The organism is Rhodococcus sp. WWJCD1 (genome assembly GCF_002258735.1).
Lineage (GTDB): Bacteria > Actinomycetota > Actinomycetes > Mycobacteriales > Mycobacteriaceae > Rhodococcoides.
In genome coordinates, this window is the sequence record NZ_NOXY01000011.1 from 130,193 (window position 1) to 150,071 (window position 19,879).

19 protein-coding genes are annotated in these 19,879 nt (G+C 65.8%); 12 read left to right on the top strand and 7 right to left on the bottom strand.

Annotated elements, in window-relative coordinates:
• Positions 1-21 precede the first annotated feature (21 nt).
• From CH286_RS07550 to atzF, 5 genes are read left to right on the top strand one after another with little or no spacing between them, the layout of a single operon-like run.
• Positions 22-1,569: an amino acid permease gene (locus CH286_RS07550; RefSeq protein ID WP_094608832.1), complete on the top strand. Its 1,548-nt coding sequence runs from the start codon at positions 22-24 to the stop codon at positions 1,567-1,569.
• 3 nt (positions 1,570-1,572) lie between these two features.
• Positions 1,573-2,355, top strand: a complete 783-nt coding sequence (locus tag CH286_RS07555) for an urea amidolyase associated protein UAAP1 (protein ID WP_094608833.1) — start codon at positions 1,573-1,575, stop codon at positions 2,353-2,355.
• Positions 2,352-2,990 (top strand): urea amidolyase associated protein UAAP2, encoded by a 639-nt coding sequence (locus CH286_RS07560; RefSeq protein WP_094608834.1) that lies wholly within the window; start codon positions 2,352-2,354, stop codon positions 2,988-2,990. The genes CH286_RS07555 and CH286_RS07560 overlap by 4 nt, the downstream gene beginning before the upstream one ends.
• Positions 2,987-5,014 (top strand): 5-oxoprolinase/urea amidolyase family protein, encoded by a 2,028-nt coding sequence (locus CH286_RS07565; RefSeq protein WP_094608835.1) that lies wholly within the window; start codon positions 2,987-2,989, stop codon positions 5,012-5,014. The genes CH286_RS07560 and CH286_RS07565 overlap by 4 nt, the downstream gene beginning before the upstream one ends.
• Positions 5,004-6,764 carry an allophanate hydrolase gene (gene atzF, locus CH286_RS07570; RefSeq protein WP_255182599.1) on the top strand — a complete coding sequence of 587 codons (1,761 nt, stop codon included), beginning with the start codon at positions 5,004-5,006 and terminating at the stop codon, positions 6,762-6,764. The genes CH286_RS07565 and atzF overlap by 11 nt, the downstream gene beginning before the upstream one ends.
• Here atzF and CH286_RS07575 read toward each other — a convergent pair.
• Positions 6,689-7,330: a LysE family translocator gene (locus tag CH286_RS07575; RefSeq protein ID WP_094608858.1), complete on the bottom strand. Its 642-nt coding sequence runs from the start codon at positions 7,328-7,330 to the stop codon at positions 6,689-6,691. The genes atzF and CH286_RS07575 overlap by 76 nt on opposite strands.
• A 61-nt stretch (positions 7,331-7,391) precedes the next feature.
• Positions 7,392-8,267 carry an SGNH/GDSL hydrolase family protein gene (locus CH286_RS07580; RefSeq protein WP_255182600.1) on the bottom strand — a complete coding sequence of 292 codons (876 nt, stop codon included), beginning with the start codon at positions 8,265-8,267 and terminating at the stop codon, positions 7,392-7,394.
• A gap of 253 nt (positions 8,268-8,520) precedes the next feature.
• Here CH286_RS07580 and CH286_RS27810 point away from each other — a divergent pair, with 253 nt between their 5' ends.
• Entirely contained in the window at positions 8,521-8,679 is a 159-nt protein-coding gene (locus tag CH286_RS27810) for a hypothetical protein (RefSeq protein WP_165430168.1), read from the top strand.
• Here the strand turns inward: CH286_RS27810 and CH286_RS07590 are convergent.
• Positions 8,676-8,918 carry a hypothetical protein gene (locus tag CH286_RS07590; RefSeq protein WP_032402236.1) on the bottom strand — a complete coding sequence of 81 codons (243 nt, stop codon included), beginning with the start codon at positions 8,916-8,918 and terminating at the stop codon, positions 8,676-8,678. The genes CH286_RS27810 and CH286_RS07590 overlap by 4 nt on opposite strands.
• Before the next feature lie 242 nt (positions 8,919-9,160).
• Here CH286_RS07590 and CH286_RS07595 point away from each other — a divergent pair, with 242 nt between their 5' ends.
• From CH286_RS07595 to ggt, 3 genes are all read left to right on the top strand, one after another.
• Positions 9,161-10,138 (top strand): NAD(P)/FAD-dependent oxidoreductase, encoded by a 978-nt coding sequence (locus tag CH286_RS07595; protein WP_094608837.1) that lies wholly within the window; start codon positions 9,161-9,163, stop codon positions 10,136-10,138.
• 124 nt (positions 10,139-10,262) lie between these two features.
• Positions 10,263-12,485 (top strand): putative bifunctional diguanylate cyclase/phosphodiesterase, encoded by a 2,223-nt coding sequence (locus CH286_RS07600; protein ID WP_094608859.1) that lies wholly within the window; start codon positions 10,263-10,265, stop codon positions 12,483-12,485.
• 36 nt (positions 12,486-12,521) lie between these two features.
• Positions 12,522-14,444: a gamma-glutamyltransferase gene (gene ggt / locus CH286_RS07605; protein WP_094608860.1), complete on the top strand. Its 1,923-nt coding sequence runs from the start codon at positions 12,522-12,524 to the stop codon at positions 14,442-14,444.
• 35 nt (positions 14,445-14,479) lie between these two features.
• Here the strand turns inward: ggt and CH286_RS07610 are convergent, their stop codons facing one another.
• Genes CH286_RS07610 through CH286_RS07625 form a run of 4 tightly spaced genes read right to left on the bottom strand, consistent with a single transcriptional unit; the run spans position 14,480 to position 18,636 of the window.
• The gene (locus tag CH286_RS07610; RefSeq protein ID WP_037172334.1) at positions 14,480-15,157 is read right to left on the bottom strand and encodes a response regulator; all 678 of its coding nucleotides are present in this window, start codon (positions 15,155-15,157) and stop codon (positions 14,480-14,482) included.
• Complete coding sequence (locus CH286_RS07615) at positions 15,154-17,676, bottom strand: ATP-binding protein (protein WP_441347106.1); 2,523 nt, start codon at positions 17,674-17,676, stop codon at positions 15,154-15,156. The genes CH286_RS07610 and CH286_RS07615 overlap by 4 nt, the downstream gene beginning before the upstream one ends.
• Positions 17,636-18,094, bottom strand: a complete 459-nt coding sequence (locus CH286_RS07620) for a hypothetical protein (RefSeq protein WP_094608839.1) — start codon at positions 18,092-18,094, stop codon at positions 17,636-17,638. The genes CH286_RS07615 and CH286_RS07620 overlap by 41 nt, the downstream gene beginning before the upstream one ends.
• Positions 18,079-18,636, bottom strand: a complete 558-nt coding sequence (locus CH286_RS07625; protein WP_052058579.1) for an RNA polymerase sigma factor — start codon at positions 18,634-18,636, stop codon at positions 18,079-18,081. The genes CH286_RS07620 and CH286_RS07625 overlap by 16 nt, the downstream gene beginning before the upstream one ends.
• 177 nt (positions 18,637-18,813) lie before the next feature.
• Between CH286_RS07625 and CH286_RS07630 the strand changes: the two genes are divergently transcribed.
• From CH286_RS07630 to CH286_RS07640, 3 genes are read left to right on the top strand one after another with little or no spacing between them, the layout of a single operon-like run.
• Complete coding sequence (locus tag CH286_RS07630) at positions 18,814-19,302, top strand: Asp23/Gls24 family envelope stress response protein (protein ID WP_032378652.1); 489 nt, start codon at positions 18,814-18,816, stop codon at positions 19,300-19,302.
• Between the two features lie 11 nt (positions 19,303-19,313).
• Complete coding sequence (locus tag CH286_RS07635) at positions 19,314-19,589, top strand: Asp23/Gls24 family envelope stress response protein (RefSeq protein ID WP_032402278.1); 276 nt, start codon at positions 19,314-19,316, stop codon at positions 19,587-19,589.
• Positions 19,590-19,593: 4 nt separating this feature from the next.
• Complete coding sequence (locus tag CH286_RS07640) at positions 19,594-19,878, top strand: hypothetical protein (RefSeq protein ID WP_094608840.1); 285 nt, start codon at positions 19,594-19,596, stop codon at positions 19,876-19,878.
• Position 19,879: the final 1 nt, after the last annotated feature.

Sequence of the window (19,879 nt, forward strand, 5' to 3'; positions counted from 1 at the left end):
ACCTCGCCCGTAGGAGAGAACATGAGCTCGACAACACTGCCGGCCCCGGGCTCGGGTTCGGAACCGACGTCCACCACCGACCATTCGGATCTCGCGGCCCTGGGCTACGACCAGCAGCTGCACCGCAGTCTCGGCAAGTACGCGTCGTTCGCCGCTGGTTTCTCGTTCGTCTCGATCCTCACCACCATCTTCCAGCTCTTCGGCCTCGGCTTCAGCTTCGGCGGTCCGGCCTTCTTTCTCACCTGGCCGCTGGTGTTCCTCGGCCAGTTCATGGTGGCCCTCAACTTCGCCGAACTCGCCGCGCGCTATCCCATCTCGGGTGCCATTTACCACTGGTCACGCCGCATGGGCGGTGAACTGGTCGGGTGGTTCGCCGGATGGTTCATGATCATCGCGCAGATCGTCACCGCTTCCGCCGCCGCCATCGCATTGCAGGTCGTACTCCCCAGCGTCTGGGGCGGATTCCAGTTCATCGGTGAAGACACCGCGCTCACCTCGCCGAGCGGAGCTGCCAATGCCGTTGTGCTCGGATCGATTCTGCTGGTACTCACCACCACCATCAACTGCATCGGCGTGAACTGGATGTCGCGCATCAACAGCATCGGCGTCACCTGCGAGATCGTCGGCGTCATCGCGCTGGTGCTGGTGTTCTTCACCCATGCCGAGCGCGGACCGCAGGTCGTCTTCGATACCGGAAGTGCCGGAGCCGATCCCGGTTACATCGGGGCCTGGATCATCTCGGGCCTGATGGCCGCCTACGTCATGGTCGGCTTCGGCTCGGCAGGCGAGCTCGCCGAGGAAACCCGCAATCCCCGACGCGTCGCACCGCGCACCATCCGCCTCGCACTGTCGGCATCGGCTCTCGGCGGTGGCCTGATGATCGTCGGCGCACTCATGGCGGCACCGAGCCTCACCGACGGTCAGCTTGCGACCCAGGGCCTTCCGTACGTCATCGACTCGATCCTCACGTCCCCGTGGGGCAAGGTCCTGCTCATCGACGTCGCCATCGCCGTGTTCATCTGCACCCTCGCCATCCAGACCGCGGCCTCGCGGCTTATGTTCTCGATGGCCCGCGACGGTCGGCTTCCCGCGTCCGCCGCCTTGGCAAAAGTCAACTCGCGCACTGGTACTCCCATCGCGCCCTCGGTGCTCATCGGCGTGGCCTGCGTGGCAATCCTCGCGGTCAACGTCGGCAACTCCGCGATCTTCACCACGCTGTCGAGCGTGTGCATCGTGCTGATCTACCTCGCCTACATGATGGTCACCGTCCCGCTGCTGATCCAGCGACTCAAGGGCTGGCCGCACGGCGGAGTGCAGAAGGACGCCGACGGCGAGAAGCTCTTCACCCTCGGCCGCCTCGGCCTGCCCGTCAACATCGCCGCAGTGCTCTACGGCGGCCTGATGGTGATCAACCTGTCGTGGCCGCGGGCCGAGATCTTCGACCCCACCGGCGAATTCCCCTTGCTGCGGTGGGCCGCACCACTGACCGTCCTCGCCGTGATCGTCGTAGGCATCGCCTGCCTTCCCCACGGCAAAGCACACCCCAAGCCCGTCACGATCGGAGCCTGAACCATGAGCACCGCAACAACGTATTCCGCCAAAGAACACGCACGATCCCAGGCGACGGTCGCGCCCGCACCCACAGCACCGGAGGGCATCTCGGAGCTCACCTGGGCAGAATCGGTGCCCGGCGGAAGCTACACCACCAAGGTCCTGGCTCGCGGAACCCGCCTGCGTCTCGTCGACGTCGATGGTGCTGCCTGCGCCAACCTGCTGCTCTATCGCGTCGACGCGCCGTGGGAACGGCTCAACACCGCCGACACCGTCAAGGTTCCCTGGCAGGCGTACCTCAGCGCAGGCCATCCCCTGCTCTCGGACCAGGGCCGAGTGCTGGCGACCATCGTCGACGACACGTCCGGCCATCACGATGCGTTGTGCGGCACAACATCCTCCGCTACGAACACCGCCAAATACGGAGTGAGCGGGCCACATTCGTCGGCCCCATCGGGGCGTGAACTGTTCACCCTCGCCGCAGCCAAGCACGGACTCGAACCGCGGGATGTGGCACCGTCCCTGTCGTTCTTCCACGGTGTCACCGTCGCCGCGGACGGCGGCCTCGTCAGCACAGGCTCGGCCGGCCCGGGACGCTCGGTGGATCTGCTCATCCATCTGCCGGTGATCGTGTTGCTCGCCAACACCGCTCACCCGCTCGACCCCAGCCTCGAGTACCCCACAACGACACTCGACGTTCTGGCCTGGAAGGCACCCGAAGAGCTGCTCTCGCTCGACAACACCGAACCGGAATACCAGCGTGCAGTGCAGAACACCGAGACCGCATGGAAGGCAGCGCAATGACCGCGAGCACCCTCGAGACCACGATCGTCAGAGACGAAATCGCACCGGCATTCGGTCCCTGGTCTGCCATCGTCGAGGCCGGTGACGTCCTGACCATCGTCGACCTGTACGGCAATCAGGCCGTCGACACCCTGCTGTACAGCGCACACGACCACTCGCTCCGTTACTCCGCCGCCGCGACGGTCACCGCGCAACAGAACTTGTTCCTCACCACCGGAACCGTTCTGCGCAGCGATGATTCGACGCCGTTGATGACGATCGTCGAGGACGAGGTAGGCAACCACGACACCGTCGGCGGAGCGTGCTCCAAGGAATCGAACACTCTGCGCTACGGCCACCACACCCAGCACCAACACGCCTGCGTCGAGAACTTCCTCATCGAAGGTTCCAAGTGGGGTCTCGGCAAGCGAGACCTGGCCCCCAACATCAACTTCTTCATGAACGTCCCCGTCGACGCGGACGGCACCCTCGGCATCGTCGACGGCTTGTCGGCCCCCGGCAAGAAGCTCTCACTGCGTGCCGAGATCGACACCCTCGTGTTGGTCTCGAACTGCCCGCAGATCAACAACCCCTGCAACGGATTCGACCCCACTGCGGTTCAGATGATCGTGACGCGAGAGTCGGCGGGGGCATGAACGCGGTGAATTCGACAGCGGCCAAGATGACCGTCCAGCGGCCCGGAATGCTCACCACGGTCCAGGACTGGCCGGGACGCGTCGGCTACTGGAAGGTGGGCGTGCCGCCGTCGGGACCGATGGACGATCTGTCGTTCCGCCTCGGCAACACCGCGCTCGGCAACCCCGAGGGTGCACCGGGACTCGAATCGACCATGGCCGGGCCGGCATTGGCGTTCGACACCGATACCTACATCTGCGTCACCGGAGCGGCGGTGCCGGTGCGCATCGACGGAAAATCGGCACCGCAGTGGCGACCCGTGCTGGTCCCCGCCGGTGCAAAGCTGGACGTGGGCACCACCACCGGCCACGGGCTGCGGGTGTACGTACTGATCCAGGGCGGCCTGGACGTCGAGGATTACCTCGGCAGCGCAGCAACATTCACTCTCGGCAAGTTCGGCGGACACCGCGGCGGCATCCTGGGCGAGGGCGACATCATCGGACTGGCCGGCCGCTCCGACAACTCCGCCGTCCTCGGACCCATCCCGATGGAACACCTGCCGGTGCTGACGTCCGCCTGGGACATCGCCGTCACCGAAGGCCCGCACGGCGCGCCCGAGTTCTTCACCCGAGACGACATCGACACCCTCTACGCCACCCGCTACGAGGTGCACTTCAATTCCGATCGCACCGGAGTCCGGCTGATCGGTCCCAAGCCGCAGTGGGCTCGCGCCGACGGCGGCGAGGCCGGACTGCACCCGTCCAACATCCACGACAACGCCTACAGCGTCGGTGCATTGGACTTCACCGGTGACACCCCGATCCTGCTCGGCCCCGACGGACCCAGCCTCGGCGGATTCGTCTGTCCCGTTACCGTTGTCGCAGCCGAACGCTGGAAGCTCGGCCAACTTCGTCCCGGAGACACCATCCGATTCGTTCCGGTCCGGGCTGCGGCCACCGCACCGTTGGGATCGCTCGGCCTCGCCCGGCGCGCATCACTGCCCGCAGTCTTCTCCGCCGGCGGTGACGGCGACGACGGCGTCATCGCTCGACGCGACGCCGATACGTGCGTCACCTATCGCCGGTCGGGCGACGACAACGTGCTAGTCGAATACGGCGACATGAAACTTGACCTCACCCTGCGAGCGCGGGTGCACGCGCTGCACCAGCGGATCGAGGGCATCGCACCCCGAGGCCTGCTGGACCTGACACCGGGAATCCGCTCACTGCAGGTGAAGGTGAATCCCGATGTGCTGTCGATCGATTCGCTGATGGGACTGCTCGCCGAGGTCGAGGACGATCTACCCGCAGCCTCGGAACTCGTGGTGCCCAGCCGCCAGGTTCGCCTGCCGCTGTCGTGGGACGACCCGTCGACCAGGGAAGCGATCCAGCGATACATGCATGGTGTGCGCGCCGACGCCCCGTGGTGTCCCTGGAACATCGAGTTCATCAGGCGGATGAACGGACTCGATTCCGTGGCAGACGTTTTCGACACCGTGTTCGCCGCCGACTACATGGTGCTCGGACTCGGTGACGTGTACTTGGGTGCTCCGGTGGCGACCCCGTTGGACCCGCGGCACCGCCTGGTGACGACGAAGTACAACCCGGCCCGCACCTGGACGCCGGAAAATGCCGTCGGTATCGGCGGAGCGTACCTGTGCATCTACGGTATGGAGGGTCCCGGCGGATACCAGTTCGTGGGTCGAACCACGCAGGTGTGGAGCCACAGCGCCGCGCACAGTGACGGACCGTTCGAGGAGGGCACCCCGTGGTTGCTCCGGTTCTTCGACCGAATCTCCTGGTACTCGGTCGAACCCGAGGAACTGATGGACCTACGCGCCGATCTGGCGGCCGGCCGCGGCGGCGGAGTGGACATCACCGACGGTGAGTTCTCTCTCGCCGAGCACGAGAACTTCCTGGAGACCAACGCGGACTCCATCGCCGAGTTCCGCGCGAGACAAGCCGTCGCCTTCGGTGCCGAGCGCGACGCGTGGTCGGCAGCAGGCGAATTCGATACGACGAAGGGCAGAACCGATGCAGCCTGAGGTACGAGAACGAGTTCTGCAGGCCTACAAGCGGATCGCCGAGGTCGATCGGCCCGAGGTGTGGATCACCCTGCGCGACGAGAACGACGTGCTGGCCGAGGCCACGGCTCTCGAACATGCCCTGGAGGCAGGCGCAGATCTGCCGCTCGCCGGCGTGCTGGTTGCGGTCAAGGACAACATCGACGTCGCGGGTCTGCCCACTACTGCCGCCTGCCCCGAATTCGCCTATGCGCCGACAGAATCCGCCACTGCCATCGAGCGCCTGACGAGCCAGGGCGCACTGGTGCTGGGCAAGACCAACCTGGATCAGTTCGCCACCGGACTGGTCGGCACTCGTAGCCCCTACGGGGCAGTGCGCTGCGCCTGGGACCCCACACTGGTGTCGGGCGGATCCAGCTCCGGCTCCGCTGCTGCGGTGGCACTGGGCATCGCCGACATCGGAATCGGCACCGACACAGCTGGTTCGGGACGAGTCCCCGCCGCGTTCCACGGCTTGGTGGGAATCAAGGCGTCATTGGGAATCGTGCCCAATACCGGCGTGGTTCCTGCGTGTGCCGACTACGACTGCGTCACCGTGCTGGCTCACGATCTCGACAGTGCCACGGCGGCAATGAAAGTGATGACCGGGCCTACCGCTACCGATCCACGGAGCCGAGCGTGGCCCACCGACGTCCGGTTGGCCGCATCCCCGCAACCCCGTGTCGCCGTCCCGCGAGGTGAGGATCTGACGTCGTTGAGCCCGGCGTACCGTCGGGCATTCGAGGAGACGGTCGCAGGCCTGGCCGAGAAGGGCTTCACCCACGTCGAAGTCGATATCTCGGGGCTGCTCGACGCGGCAAAGTTGCTCTACGACGGAGCCATTGTGGCGCAGCGGTATTCGGCCGTCGGGAAGTTCCTCGACACCGCGCCCGCCGGGGCCGATCCCACCGTGGCCGCGATCGTCGGATCGGCGGCGGAGCCGTCCGCCCACCGGTACGTGGACGATCTCGCCGCTCTCGCCGAAGCCGAGACTGCGGCCCGCGCACAGCTGAACGGGTTCGACGGTCTACTGCTGCCCACCACCACCGAACACCCGACCATCGCTGCGGTGCAATCGGATCCGATCGGCATCAACCGTCGCCTCGGTACGTTCACCAACTTCTGCAATCTGCTCGACATGGCAGCGGTGGCGGTTCCCGGTGCCCCGACGTCGGACGGCAGTTCCTTCGGAGTCATGTTCGTCGTCCCCGCTTTCGAGGATCAGATCGCGATCGACCTCGCCGCTCGACTGGGTGGCATCGCTTCTCCGTCGCTGATCGACGACGGTATCGAGGTGTTGGCCGTAGGAGCGCACCTGCGCGGTTTTCCGGTGCACCACCAATTGACCGAACGCGGCGCACGGTTCAGCGGGGAGGTGACCACATCTGCGGACTATCGACTCGTGGATCTGCACACCACACCGCCCAAGCCCGGGCTGGTGCGGAGAGAAGCCGAAGGCGCACCCATTGCCGGAGAGCTTTACCGAATGTCCGCGGCCGCACTCGGCACCTTCCTCGCCGGGTTGCCCGCGCCGATGGGCCTCGGGCCGGTCGAGTTGTCGGACGGACGCTGGGTCACCGGGTTCTGCTGTGCTCATGACGCAGCCGAGAAAGGAACCGACATCACCGAATTCGGCGGGTGGCGCGCATACATGGCTCAAGCCGGGACCGGTTTGCCCCCGTCGGTCGCCACGCGCACAGCGAGCAGTCCGAGCACGGTACCCATGAGATAGCGCTGCATCTTCAGCCAGGTGGGCCGGACGGCGAGGAATCGGGCGATCGATCCGGCCAGCACCACGATCGCCAGGTTGACCGCCACCGCGACGGCGATCTGCACGCCGCCGAGCGTGAAGCCCTGCAGCAGAAGGTGACCGGCCGCGGGATCGACGAACTGCGGAATGACCGAGATGTACATGATCGCGATCTTCGGGTTCAGCAGGTTGGTCACCAGACCCATGGTGAACAGCCGCTGGGTCGAATCCTGTTGCAGCTCGGTCGGTTCGAATGCCGAGACGCTCCCGCGCAGAGCCTGCACCGCCAACCAGGCAAGGTAGGCGGCACCCGCGAGCTTGACCGCGGTGTACAGCGCGGGCACGGCCGTGAACACCGCTGCCAGGCCGAGATTGGTGGCCGTCAGATAGACGAGGAAGCCGACGGCCACACCTGCGAGCGACACCATTCCCGCCCGCCTGCCTTGCGAGATGCTTCTCGAGACGAGGTAGATCATGTTGGGCCCCGGCGTCAGAACCAACGCCAGAGCCACCGCGAACACCCCGATCACAGCGGAATACGAGACCATGGTGTCGAGCATGGGCGACCGAGGCCGACTGCTCCATGGCCAGTTGCCATGTCGTGGTTACCTACCCGGCGCGCACGGCCTCCGCGACCGCGTCACCTATCGCCGCCATTCCGGCCGCCGTCGGATGCAGTGGCGCAGCGGGATTCTGCGGGATGACTCCCTCGAAGTACCGCTGATCGGGAGCGACGCAGACGTCGTGGCCCACACTCAGCGCCTCGGTGTCGACGAACTCGGCACCGTGTTCGTCGGCCTGAGTCTTCAGGGCCTCGTTCATCGCGGTGATGCTGCCCTGGATGTAGTCGGCGTCCTCGGGCAGCATCGGCTGAGTGGGGAAGCAGCCACCGTCCGGCAGATACGTGCCGTAACCGACGACCAGGATCCGCGCGTCGGGCGCACGTTCGGTCACCGCGTCGAGCATGGCTCCCCAGTTCGGTGCCTTCTCCGCGATGGCTGCGGCGACGGTGTCGACGCCGCCCGCAGTGAGCCGGTCCTTGCAGACGTTGGTTGCCGACGACGCTGTGAAGGTCAGACAGCCCACGGCCGTCGACACCAGTCCGATGTCGTTACCTCCGATCGTGATGGTCACGAGATCGGTGTCTGCAGACAGAGCATCGAGCTGCACCGGAACGTCACCGCTGGACGTGGCCTGCGGAGTGGAGACGATGTTCTCGGTGATCGCACCCGAGCACGTCACATCCACGAACGAAGCGACAGCGAGCTCTTCCGCGAGAACGTGCGGGTAGTTGGAATCGGATTGCTGGCATCCCGGCGCGCCGACCTGGTCGGGAATGCGCGGGCCCGACGCGGCCGAATCCCCGAGGGCCACGTAGTCGAGCGAGGCGGAAGAGCTCGCAGTCGGCGCGGGAGATCCCGTCGTGCATGCCGTGAGCGCACAGGCAGCCGCAGCAACACCGGCGAGGATTCCCTGGATTCTCACAGCCTCGACGCTACCGCTGCCGGTAGCCTCGACCGGGTTGTCCGCACGAAACATCTACACAACGAAGGCAGGAACATTTCATGATCACCAATTTCATCAACGCGATCCTCGGCGGCTTCGGCTCCATCTCCGCAGGCAGCAGCGGCTTCGAGCTGGCACCGGGCACTCTGCCCTTCGGCCTGTAGAGAGCGGCCGATCGAGCACCCGTGCGGTGCCGACGGTTCGTCCGGCACCGCACGGGTACACGGCACCCATGACTGATCCCAAGCACGATGAGAACTCTGCCCCCGACGCCGAGAAGGACGTCACGTCAGACCCGGCCGCGGCGGCGGAAGACAACGATTGGTCGAGCGAAGGCGGCGCAATCGAAACCGGCCCCGCGACCTCGGACGAGCGCACCGACAGCAACTAGCCGGTCAGCCGGCGGGGAGCGGCCCGCAACGTGCGGACGTCGCCGTCGGCGACGATGTGTTCCACCGTTTCGCCTCGGGCACGCATCGATCCGTCGACGGTGAAGTTCACCCGGGCGTCACCGAGCCAATCCACGCCGACGACGATTCCGACGGTTCCCTTGGCGATACCGCTGCGCCACCGCACGCGTCCCAGATTTCGGACCGCGACAACGGTCTCGCCGATCTCGAAATGCCCCATGCGCCCCCCCCCGGCTCGATTCTTACCGACCAGTAGACCTCGAGCGAACTGCCTGTTCAAGCGGTGCATCCGCGCTTACCGGCGGTAGCGGCAGTGCGGTGGATGGCCATTCCGGGTCGAAACCAGTCCATTCCCCGGTTAGGCCGAGCGAATCACGCCTAACGGTATTCTCCTCTTGAATATGTTGCTGAATCGGCAATTATTCTTGCCAATGCATTGCAGTCGGCCGCAGACTTCCGGGCATGACATCAGACACTGTTCACCACACCCTGGTCGACGCGATCATCGTCGGCGGCGGCGTTGCCGGTCTCAGCGCTGCCGTGGCCCTCGGCCGGTCCCGACGCTCGGTCGTGGTCGTCGACGCCGGCGACCCCCGCAATGCGCCTGCAGCACATTCGCACAACTACCTCACCCGTGACGGCGAGTCGCCGCTCGAACTGGTCCGGCTCGGCCGCGACGAGGCACGTCGCTACGGGGTCCACATCATCGAGGGCACCGCCCGGTCGGCAATCCGCACCGAATCCGGGTTCGAGGTCACACTGGGCGACAGCTCCGTCGTGCGTGGCCGCCGCCTGTTGGTCACCACCGGCCTCAGCGATGTTCTCCCGAACATCCCAGGCCTAGCCCAGCGGTGGGGCCGCGACGTACTCCACTGCCCGTACTGCCACGGCTGGGAGGTCCGCGACCACAGAATCGGAATCATCGGTAGCCCACTCGTCGGACATCAGGCGCAGATGTGGCGTCAGCTCACCGAACACGTCACAGTGTTCGCACACCTGGCACCGGAACTCACCGACGAGGATCAGGGCCGTCTGGCCGCCCGCGGCATCGAGGTGGTGGACGAGGAGATCGCTCGGGTGGACGTCGCCGACGACGCGATCGTGGGCGTCACGCTGGCGGACGGGCGGCAGGTCCGACTCGACGCGTTGGTCGTGGGACCCAACTTCACCTCTCGCGCCGACATCCTGGTCTCGCTCGGAATCGGCACCACCGAGATGGTGATGAACGACCACGTTCTCGGCACCTACATCGAGGCCGACCCCGTCGGTGCCACCTCTGTGCCCGGTGTCTGGGTGGCGGGTAACGTCGCCGCGCCGATGGACACGGTGGTCGCTGCCTCGGCTGCCGGAGTGCGAGCCGGTGCTGCGATCAACGGTGACCTGATCGAAGAGGACGTCCGCATCGCAGTCCAGCGGAGCACGTCCGCGGTGGCGACCTGACAGCTGTGCCTCCTTAGGAGAGATCTGTCACCGAATCCACTGACCGAAGACGTATATTCACCGATGGAGGCGTCGAGAAAGAAGCGGTGTGCAGGCCGCGAGCGAGAAGGAAGTAGGTCCTTCGATGAATACGAAGGTCGCTGCGCCCTTTGCCGTCCAATCCAAACGAACAGCAGGACTGGCCGCCGTGGTCGTCGTAGCCACCACTGTCTTCGTTCTCGGCGACGCCGACGTGAGGGCCGGCGTCCTGGCCACAGTCGCCGTCGGCTCGGTGCTCGCCATCAGCGCCGCCATTCGCCGCTACCGTCCCGACGACTCTCGATGCTGGTGGGCACTGTTCGGGGCCTCGGTACTGTTCATGTTCGGCGTCTCTCTCCGTAGCGATCCCAGCACGCTGACCCATTCCTTCACGTTGCTACCCGACCTGTTCACCCTCACCGGGTACGTACTCGTCGGATACGCACTGTCGCGGTGGATCCGAGATCGCCAGTCGATCGACGACATAACACCACTGGTCGACGCGGGCCTGATCTTCCTCGGCACCCTGTTTCTGTCGTGGTTGCTGTTCATCTCACCGGCCCTCGAATCCTCGCACTCGTCGGCATCGACTGTGGTGAACGGCGTGTACCCAGCGATCGACGCAGCGCTGATCACGCTGACCACCTACCTGTTGTACTCGTCCAAACCCCGCACAGCGGCGTTGCAGTGGGCGCTGATCGCGCTGATTGCGACGCTCGTCGGGGACGTTTCGTACGCATTCGCTGCCACGACTGCCGACGCGCCGTCCTCGGGGTTGCTCGACGGTATCTACCTCTTCGCGTACCTCTCCCTGGCGATGGCAGCACTCGATCCGTCGATGCGCACCGTCTCTCAGCGGCAGGATCCGGCACCCGCCCACAGCAACCGCCGGGTCGTGTTCGTGGTGATGCTGCTGGTCGTGTGCGCCACCGTGCCCCTACTGGGCTCGGCGGTCTCCACCGGAGACCTGGTCGTGCGTTCGCTGCTGCTGGCCTCGATCCTGGTCGGTGCCTTTCTGCGCGGCGAACGCGCACTCACCAGAGTTCAGTTCGGCAAGGAGCACGCCAAGTATCTCGCGGCTCACGACCTGTTGACCGGCCTGCCGAACCGCACGATGCTGGACGAGGAATACGCCCGACACGACCGCTCGCAGGCTCCTGGACGCACCTGCGTCCTGTTCGTCGACCTCGACAACTTCAAGATCGTCAACGACTCGTACGGCCACCGCGTCGGTGACGAACTGATCGTCGCCGCGGCGCGGCGTATCCGCGCCGCCGTCGGTGCCGGCGACTCCGTCGTCAGATACGCGGGCGACGAATTCGTCATCCTGTCCCGGTGCGATCGTCTCGGCGCAGAAGCGTTGGCCCGTCGCATCATCGACCGAATGAACGAGCCGTTCCCGCTCAGCGCTGCGATGGCCTACGTCACGGCATCGGTCGGCATCGCCGATGCAGATCGACTGCACGACGCCATCCGCGAGGCCGATACCGCGATGTATCACGCCAAATCCCTCGGCGCGGCGCGCTACGCGTTCTTCGACGAATCCTTGCGCGCACGTGCCACTTCCGCGATGGAGACCACAACCGCGCTGCGCGGCGCGATCAGACGCGGCGAGCTCGAGGTGTACTACCAGCCGATCGTCGACACCGCCTCGCGCACTACCGTCGTCTACGAGGCGCTCCTCCGCTGGAACAGGGAAGGCCGGGTGAGTACCCCCAACGAATTCATTCCGATTGCCGAATCGACCGGTCTGATCAAGGAGATCGGAGAATGGGTGCTGCGGTCCGCGCTCTCGGATCTGGTGACGCTGCGCGCGCACGGTCAGGACGTCACGATGTCGGTGAACGTGTCCCCGATGCAACTACGGGACGACTCGCTGCCGACCATCGTGAGAGGACTGCTCGACGAGTACGGCCTCAGCGGAGCGGATCTGGCGCTGGAGATCACCGAAAGCGTTCTGATCGACGACATCGGCACGGCGAAGAGCCTTCTCGATCGGCTCGCTGCCATGGGTGTTCTCATCGTGCTCGACGACTTCGGAATCGGCTACTCCTCGTTGAACAGGTTGCGCGCGATGCCGATCGCACTGCTCAAGATAGACAAGTCGTTCGTGCACGAGATCGGACACTCCGAATCCGATACTCAACTGATTCGCGCGATCGTCGCCATGGCGTCGGCCCTGCCGGTGAGAACGGTGGCCGAGGGCGTCGAGACCGAGGCGCAGGCCTCGATCATCGAGTCGCTCGAATGCGGCTTCGCGCAGGGTTTCCTGTTCGGCAGGCCTGCACCCATCGCACACTGGCTGCTCGAATCGGCGCAGCGACGGTGATCACGGTGTTAGCGTCGGGCGGTGTCTGCAACCGGAATGCGCCCACTCCGCTCGACCGCTCTTGCCTGTGCTCTCCTGCTGGTACCGCTCGCCGCGTGCAGCAGCAGTGACAGCACCGGCACCGACTCCGCTGCCGAGAACAGTTGCGTTCTCGGTGCCAGCGGCGGCACCCCGGTAGGAGCGACACCAAGCGCGAGCTCGGGCGACATCTCCACCAATCCGGAAGTCGCGACCGGATATCGATCCAACATGGCACCGGTGGAGACAGCCTCGTACTCGGTCTCGACGGCAAACCCGGTGTCGACCGAAGCAGCCTGCGAGGTGCTGCGTGACGGCGGCACCGCGGCCGACGCACTGATCGTCGCGCAGACGGTGCTCGGCCTCGTCGAACCGCAGTCGTCCGGAATCGGCGGCGGTGCATTCCTGATGTACTACGACGCGGCGTCCGGCGAGGTGCAGAGCTACGACGGCCGCGAGACCGCTCCGATGAGCGCCACCGGCGACTACCTGCGATACATCGACGATGTGAACCGCACTGTGCCACAACCCGATGCACGGTCCAGTGGCCGATCGATCGGCGTACCGGGCGTCCTGCGGATGCTCGAGCAAGCCCACGACGATCACGGCGACAAGCCGTGGGGGGATCTCTTCCAGCCTGCAATCGGTCTCGCCGACAACGGAATCGAGATCAGCCCGCGCATGGCCTCGTCCATTGCCGACTCGGCACCGAAGCTCGCCCTCGACCCCGCATCCAAGGCCTACTTCCTGCAGCCGGACGGCACCGGAAAACCCGCCGGGACGGTTCTGAACAACCCGGCCATGTCGAAGACGCTGTCTGCCATCGCAACCGACGGTGCCGACGCCTTCTACACCGGCGACATCGCCCAGGCCATCGTCGATGCGACGGCCGATACCACCGCGGGCCGCACTCCGGGACAGATCACGCTGGAAGATCTCGCGGCGTACGAACCCAAAACCCGTACCGCCGTATGCACCGAGTACCGCGACCACGACATCTGCGGCATGCCGGGACCGTCGTCGGGCGGCATTGCAGTGGCGTCGACGATGGGCATTCTGTCCAACTTCGATCTGGCGCAGTACGCGCCGACGGGAATGGACGCCAACGGCGGTACCCCGACGGCCGAGGCCGTGCACCTGATCTCCGAGGCCGAGCGACTGGCCTACGCCGATCGCGACAAGTACGTGGCCGATCCGGACTTCGTACCCCTGCCCGGCGGATCCCCCGACGCCTTGCTCGACCCCGAATACCTCAGCAGCAGAGCGGGACTCATCGACGAGTCCAAGTCGATGGGTACCGCGCAGCCCGGCGACTTCGGCCCGGTTCAGTTCGCCTCGTCCACCGACCCCGAGCACGGCACCAGCCACATCTCCATCGTCGACAGCGAGGGCAATGCCGCCTCGATGACGACGACTGTCGAGTCGGCTTTCGGTTCGTTCCACATGGTCGACGGCTTTCTGCTCAACAATCAGCTCACCGACTTCTCCGCGGCTCCCGTGGCCGAGGACGGAACTCCCATGGCCAACCGTGTCGAGCCGGGTAAGCGTCCGCGAAGCTCGATGGCCCCGACGCTCGTGTTCGACCGCGGCGACGACGGCGCACGCGGAGATCTCGTTCTCGTCGCCGGATCTCCCGGCGGATCGGTGATCATTCAGTTCGTCGTCAAAACGTTGGTGGGACTGCTCGATTGGGGCATGGACCCACAGCAGGCGGTATCGATGGTCGACTTCGGTGCGGCCAACACCCCGTCGACCAACTACGGCGGTGAGCATCCGAACGTGACGGGTGAGAACGATCCCGTGGTCGTGAAATTGCGCGAGATGGGCCATCAGGTCTCGGTCGCAGACCAGTCCAGCGGACTGAGCGCGTTGCAGCGCACCGACGGCGGCTGGATCGGGGGAGCAGACCCGCGCCGCGAGGGAGAGGTACTGGGCGGATAAGTGCGAGCGTGGATAGGTGCGAGCGCGGCCAGCGGTCAACTCACGAATCGATAGCCCATGCCGGTTTCGGTGATCAGATGCACCGGAGCCGCCGGATCTCGTTCCAGTTTCTGCCGCAACTGGCCGAGATAGATTCTCAGATAATGTGTTTCACGCTCGTGCCCGGGGCCCCAGACGGTCCGCAGTATGTCCTTCTGCGATACCAGCTTGCCTTCGTTGCGCACGAGCAGTTCGAGGACACCCCATTCGGTGCGGGTCAGGTGCACGCTCTCTCCCGCTCGCACAACGGTTTTCGAGGCCAGGTCGACGGTGAAGTCCTCCGTCTCGACGACAGGATCTGCCACGGTCTGCGGGCCGCGGCGCAGAGCAGCACGCAATCGCGCCAGCAGCTCGTCCATGCCGAAGGGCTTGGTCACGAAGTCGTCGGCGCCGGCATCGAGTGCCTCGACGGTATCGGCCGAGTCGGTCCGCGCCGAGAGCACCAGGATCGGCACCTCGGTCCAGCCGCGCAGACCGGCGATGACGTCGATACCGTCGATGTCGGGTAGGCCGAGATCGAGAATCACGATGTCCGGGTGGAAGTTCGCAGCCACCCGCAGCGCCTCACCGCCGGTTGCGGCACTCACGACCTCGAACCCGCGCACGTTGAGATTGATCCGCAGCGCTCGCACGATCTGTGGCTCGTCGTCGACGACGAGCACCCGCACCTTCACCTACTCGCCGCCTTCAGCTCCACCGTCATCGTCAGCCCGCCGCCGTCCGTGTTCGATGCCGTGACGGTACCGCCCATGGCTCGGACGAATCCGCGCACCACCGACAGTCCCAGCCCGACGCCTATCGAGTTGTCGCGGTCCCCGAGGCGTTGGAACGCGTCGAACATCGTTTCCTCGGCTCCCGCGGTGATGCCGGGGCCGTGATCGACGACCGAGATGGTTGCCCGCTCGCCGTGCACCGCGGCCCTGACCGTGATGTCTCCGGTGGGCGCGTACCGGGCGCTGTTGTCCACCAGGTTCGCCAGCACCCGTTCGAGCAGGCCAGGGTCTGCCAGTACTTCGACGTCACCCACCTCGACCCGCACACGATCGTCTGCTTGGACCAGCGCGCCGCTCAGCACGTCGTCGACGAAGACGGGACGCAGACTCGGTTGCACCACACCGGCTTGCAGCCGCGAGGAGTCGAGCAAATTGCTCACCAGAGCGGTCAGCTGATCGGCCGATTCGTCGATCGTGGCGAGCAATTCCTCGGTGTCCTCGGGTGAGAACTGCACGTCGGTGCTACGCAGAGACGAGGACGCCGCCTTGACGGCGGACAGTGGCGTCCGGAGATCGTGGCTGACGGCCGAGAGCAATGCTCGACGCAGCGCATCGGCCTCGGCTAGTGCGTTGGCGCGGCTGGCTTCCTCGGCCAGCCGAGACTGACGAACCATGCCGGCAGCCTGGTTGGCCACCGCCGCGAGCACCCGCCGATCGTGCGCGCGAGTGCGTTCGCCGACGAGCAACAACGTGAAGTCGCCTGCGTCGACCTCGGTATCGGCTCCGGTTCGATCGATCGGCGCCTGCTCACCGGTGCTGCCCACGATCGACTGAGACTGGTTGTCCCACAGCGCCACACCACTCTGGCGATAGGTCTCACGGGCGCGCTCGAGCAGTGCCGTCAGGTCGGCTCCGCGGAGCACCGATCCGGCGAACAACGTCAACAGCTCGGCTTCCTGGGTCGCCCTCCGTGCCTGACGCGTCCGCCGGGCTGCGGCATCGACCAGCGCGGCGACGGCAACGGCCATCAGCAGCAGCACGACGGTGACGACAAAATTTTCCGGCTCGGCGATGGTGAGGCTGTACCGGGGTGTGGTGAAGAAGTAGTTGAGCAGGAATCCCGCGATCAACGCCGAGAGTGCCGCCGGCGCAACTCCTCCCAGCAGCGCAACGCAGAGCACCACCATGAAGAACAGAGCACTCTCGCCGCTGGAGTCGAAGTTCGGTCCGACCGTGCTCAGTACGGCGGCGGCGAGGCAGGGCACCAGTACGGCGGCGACCCACGCCAGAATTCGTCGCCGCCCCGAATCGACCTGGATGCCCCTGCGGCGGGCTTGCTCGGCATGAGTGACCATGTGCACGTCGATCTTTCCCGAGTTCTGCACCACTGCTGCGCCGATGCCCTCGTCCAGGATCCGCGCCGCGCGCGACCGTCTCGAGGTACCGATCACCAGCTGGGTTGCATTCACCCCGCGGGCGAAGTCGAGCAGCGTCGTCGGCACGTCGTCGCCGACGACGCTGTGGACGCTCGCACCGAGCCCGGCGGCGAGCCTGCGCACCGAGCCCATCTGCGCTGCCGATACTCCCATCAGGCCGTCGCCGCGGACGATGTGCAGCACCATCAGCTCCGCACTGGATTTCGAGGCGATGCGACTGGCGCGGCGCAGCAGCGTCTCCGATTCCGGTCCGCCGGTCACGGCCACCACCACGCGCTCGCGGGCTTCCCACGTCTCGGTGATGCGATTGTCCTTGCGGTACTTCACCAATGCCGCGTCGACCTGATCGGCGATCCACAACAGTGCGAGTTCCCGCAGCGCCGTCAGGTTGCCGCCCCGGAAGTAGTTGCTCAGTGCCGCGTCGACCTTCTCGGCGGCGTAGACGTTGCCGTGCCGCAGCCGACTGCGGAGCGCCTCGGGAGTGATGTCGACCAGTTCCACCTCGTCGGCAGCACGAACGACGCTGTCGGGCACGGTCTCTCGCTGCGGTACCCCGGTGATCTGCTGCACCACGTCGTTGAGCGATTCGAGGTGCTGGACATTGAGGGTCGAGATGACGTCGATGCCGGCGTCGAGCAGCACCTCGACGTCCTGCCACCGCTTACCGTGCACACTGCCCGGGGTGTTGGTGTGGGCGAGTTCGTCGACGAGCACCACCTGAGGCTTCCTCGCCAGGACGGCGTCGAGATCGAGTTCCTGCGCCGACGACCCCCGATATTCGACGGTCGCCATCGGCAGCACTTCGATACCGTCGAGCGCCTCGATGGTCCCAGCGCGGCCGTGTGTCTCGACGACCGCTGCCACGACGTCGCAGCCCCGGCTGGTCAGTCGGTGGGCCTCACCGAGCATCGCGAAGGTCTTGCCGACGCCCGGTGCCGCGCCGAGGTAGATCCGCAGCTCACCCCTGTCCGCCACAGTCTGTCTCCTCACTCGGCCGGTACGGCTAGCGCTCCTCGATGTCGTCGACGCGTATCTCGACCACATCGCGCCCGAGGATGACGCCCAGCAGGTCCGACACGGTATCGATCGCGATGGTCGCCAGCTCGTCTCCCGCGGCCTGCAGGTCGTCGCCGTACACCCCGATCACCGCGACGAACAGACCGATGCAGGCATGGTCGTCGAGGTCGAGTTCGATCTCGGTGGGCTGTGCGCCGTGCACGTCCGCCAGTGCACGACGAAGCGTCGTCTTGACGATGTGGTCACTGACCCGGAGTGAGTCCGCCGGTCCGGCAGCAGAGCCGGAGGGGAACGCGCTGTCGATCGGCCACGTCCGTCTGGTGGTGTTGCGTACCTTCGTGATGATGGACGCGCTGATGTCCACCCAATTCGGTTCCTGTGGTGCGTCCCGAAGTTCGGTGGCAGCACGCGCGAGAACCGAATCCGGCTCTAGTGGGTCCGCCATGTTGCCAACCTTTCGCTCAATGTTGCTCGTGCTCTGGTCAACTGACCACGTACTGCTCCGGCGGACAGGGTCATGATCGCGCCGATCTCGGGGTGCGTCAGGCCCTCCACCTCGCGGAGCAGCCAGCAGGCCCGCTGACGGTAGGGCAGCTCGGCGAGTGCTGTGCCCAGCTCGGCCATGAAGCTGTCGGCCTCGACATCCGCCCCGGGATCGCTGCCCGCTCCGGTGCTCTTGCGCTCGAATACCCAATCTTCAGCGGGAGGAACGCTGCGACGTCGTCGATGATCGATCACTTTGTGCGACACCAGTGAGAACAGCCAGGTTCGCAGAGCCGAGTCCCCACGGAAGTTGTCGAGGCCCTTCCACGCTGCCACGAACGCGTCCTGCACCACCTCCTCGGCGGCACCTTGATCGGACAACATGTTGCGCGCATACCGAAACATCTCCGGGCCGTAGCGCCGGACGATCTCCTCGAACGCATCGGTCTCGCCGAGCGCCGCAGCGCCGACGAGAACGCGGTCCGACGCGTCTACCCACTCCATCGGGCCCCCGTTCACTTCATCGTGGTCATCGATCACGCCAGTCTTCGATACCGGTTTACCAGCAGACGTAATCTATGACGTAGGTCACTTTATGTGGACGTGCGTTTCGACCATCGAGCTACGACCAACTCCTGTCACACACTGACGCACCAGACACCGAAACGAAGAGAGGCATTCATGAGCTCCACGACGGACACCAAGGCAACCGTATCCGCTGCAGGCGAAGGAAAGACCGACATCACCACCAAGTCGGATTCCGTGCTCGTCAGCTCGCAGGGCCGCACCACCATTGCCGATACCGTCGTCTCCAAGATCGCCGGCATCGCCACCCGTGAGGTTCAGGGAGTGCACGCCGTCGGCGGCGGAGCCAGCCGCGCGATCGGTGCTCTCCGTGAGCGCATCCCCGGTGCCCGCGTCAACCAGTCGCAGGGTGTCTCGGTCGAGGTCGGCGAGCGTCAGGCAGCAGTCGACATCGACATCGTCGCCGATTACGGCGTCTCCATCGCAGACCTCGCAGCGGGCATCCGCCGCAACGTCATCAACGCCGTCGAGCGCATGACCGGTCTCGAGGTCACCGAGGTCAACATCGTCGTCCACGACATCTACCTCGACGACGGCTCGGACGACGACGACACCACCGAGCCCGCCACCACCCGAGTGCAGTGACCGAGCCGCACATGACGGATCGTGACAAGTCCGAGGACATCGCCGACGCCGTTCTGGCGATCGACGGTGTCGTCGGGCTGCACGGCGGCATGTTCGGTGAGGCCGCGACGTACCTGCCCGGACGCCGTATCGCCGGCATCCGAAGCAGTGAGGACGGAACCGAGGTTCACGTGACGCTGGAGTTCGGTGTCGCGGTTCGCGAGACCGCCGATGCCGTGCGTCGCACAGTGGCAGCGATGGTCGACGGCCCCGTGCACGTCACCGTCGAGGACATTGTGCGAGTCTGACCAGGTGAACGAGCACGCAGCGCACAACCGAGCCGCCGAGTACAAGGCGGCTCGGCGCGCTGTGGCACGTGAACATCACCCCGATATCGGCGGGGATCCGGCTCGCTACATGGCCGAACTCGCCGAGGTCGACCGCAGGTTCGCAGTTCTTCCGTCGGCACCGATCAATGCCGCCAGCGCGCCGACCGTGTTCCGCGCCTCGCCGATCCCGTCACCACTGCGCACCCTGCCCAAGCGGATCGCTCGCATCCGAAAACGCGTCACCCGGCGCAACTACTTCGACATCTGAC

Bases quoted from the DNA above. Each gene is read 5' to 3' on its own strand.
- CH286_RS07620 (WP_094608839.1), bottom strand. From the start codon at position 18,094: ATGGCGGACCCACTAGAGCCGGATTCGGTTCTCGCGCGTGCTGCCACC.
- CH286_RS07575 (WP_094608858.1), bottom strand. From the start codon at position 7,330: ATGGTCTCGTATTCCGCTGTGATCGGGGTGTTCGCGGTGGCTCTGGCG.
- CH286_RS07560 (WP_094608834.1), top strand. From the start codon at position 2,352: ATGACCGCGAGCACCCTCGAGACCACGATCGTCAGAGACGAAATCGCA.
- CH286_RS07595 (WP_094608837.1), top strand. From the start codon at position 9,161: ATGACATCAGACACTGTTCACCACACCCTGGTCGACGCGATCATCGTC.
- ggt (WP_094608860.1), top strand. From the start codon at position 12,522: ATGCGCCCACTCCGCTCGACCGCTCTTGCCTGTGCTCTCCTGCTGGTA.
- CH286_RS07550 (WP_094608832.1), top strand. From the start codon at position 22: ATGAGCTCGACAACACTGCCGGCCCCGGGCTCGGGTTCGGAACCGACG.
- CH286_RS07625 (WP_052058579.1), bottom strand. From the start codon at position 18,636: ATGGAGTGGGTAGACGCGTCGGACCGCGTTCTCGTCGGCGCTGCGGCG.
- atzF (WP_255182599.1), top strand. From the start codon at position 5,004: ATGCAGCCTGAGGTACGAGAACGAGTTCTGCAGGCCTACAAGCGGATC.
- CH286_RS07565 (WP_094608835.1), top strand. From the start codon at position 2,987: ATGAACGCGGTGAATTCGACAGCGGCCAAGATGACCGTCCAGCGGCCC.
- CH286_RS07600 (WP_094608859.1), top strand. From the start codon at position 10,263: ATGAATACGAAGGTCGCTGCGCCCTTTGCCGTCCAATCCAAACGAACA.
- CH286_RS07590 (WP_032402236.1), bottom strand. From the start codon at position 8,918: ATGGGGCATTTCGAGATCGGCGAGACCGTTGTCGCGGTCCGAAATCTG.
- CH286_RS07635 (WP_032402278.1), top strand. From the start codon at position 19,314: ATGACGGATCGTGACAAGTCCGAGGACATCGCCGACGCCGTTCTGGCG.
- CH286_RS07555 (WP_094608833.1), top strand. From the start codon at position 1,573: ATGAGCACCGCAACAACGTATTCCGCCAAAGAACACGCACGATCCCAG.
- CH286_RS07630 (WP_032378652.1), top strand. From the start codon at position 18,814: ATGAGCTCCACGACGGACACCAAGGCAACCGTATCCGCTGCAGGCGAA.
- CH286_RS07615 (WP_441347106.1), bottom strand. From the start codon at position 17,676: ATGTGGTCGAGATACGCGTCGACGACATCGAGGAGCGCTAGCCGTACC.
- CH286_RS27810 (WP_165430168.1), top strand. From the start codon at position 8,521: ATGACTGATCCCAAGCACGATGAGAACTCTGCCCCCGACGCCGAGAAG.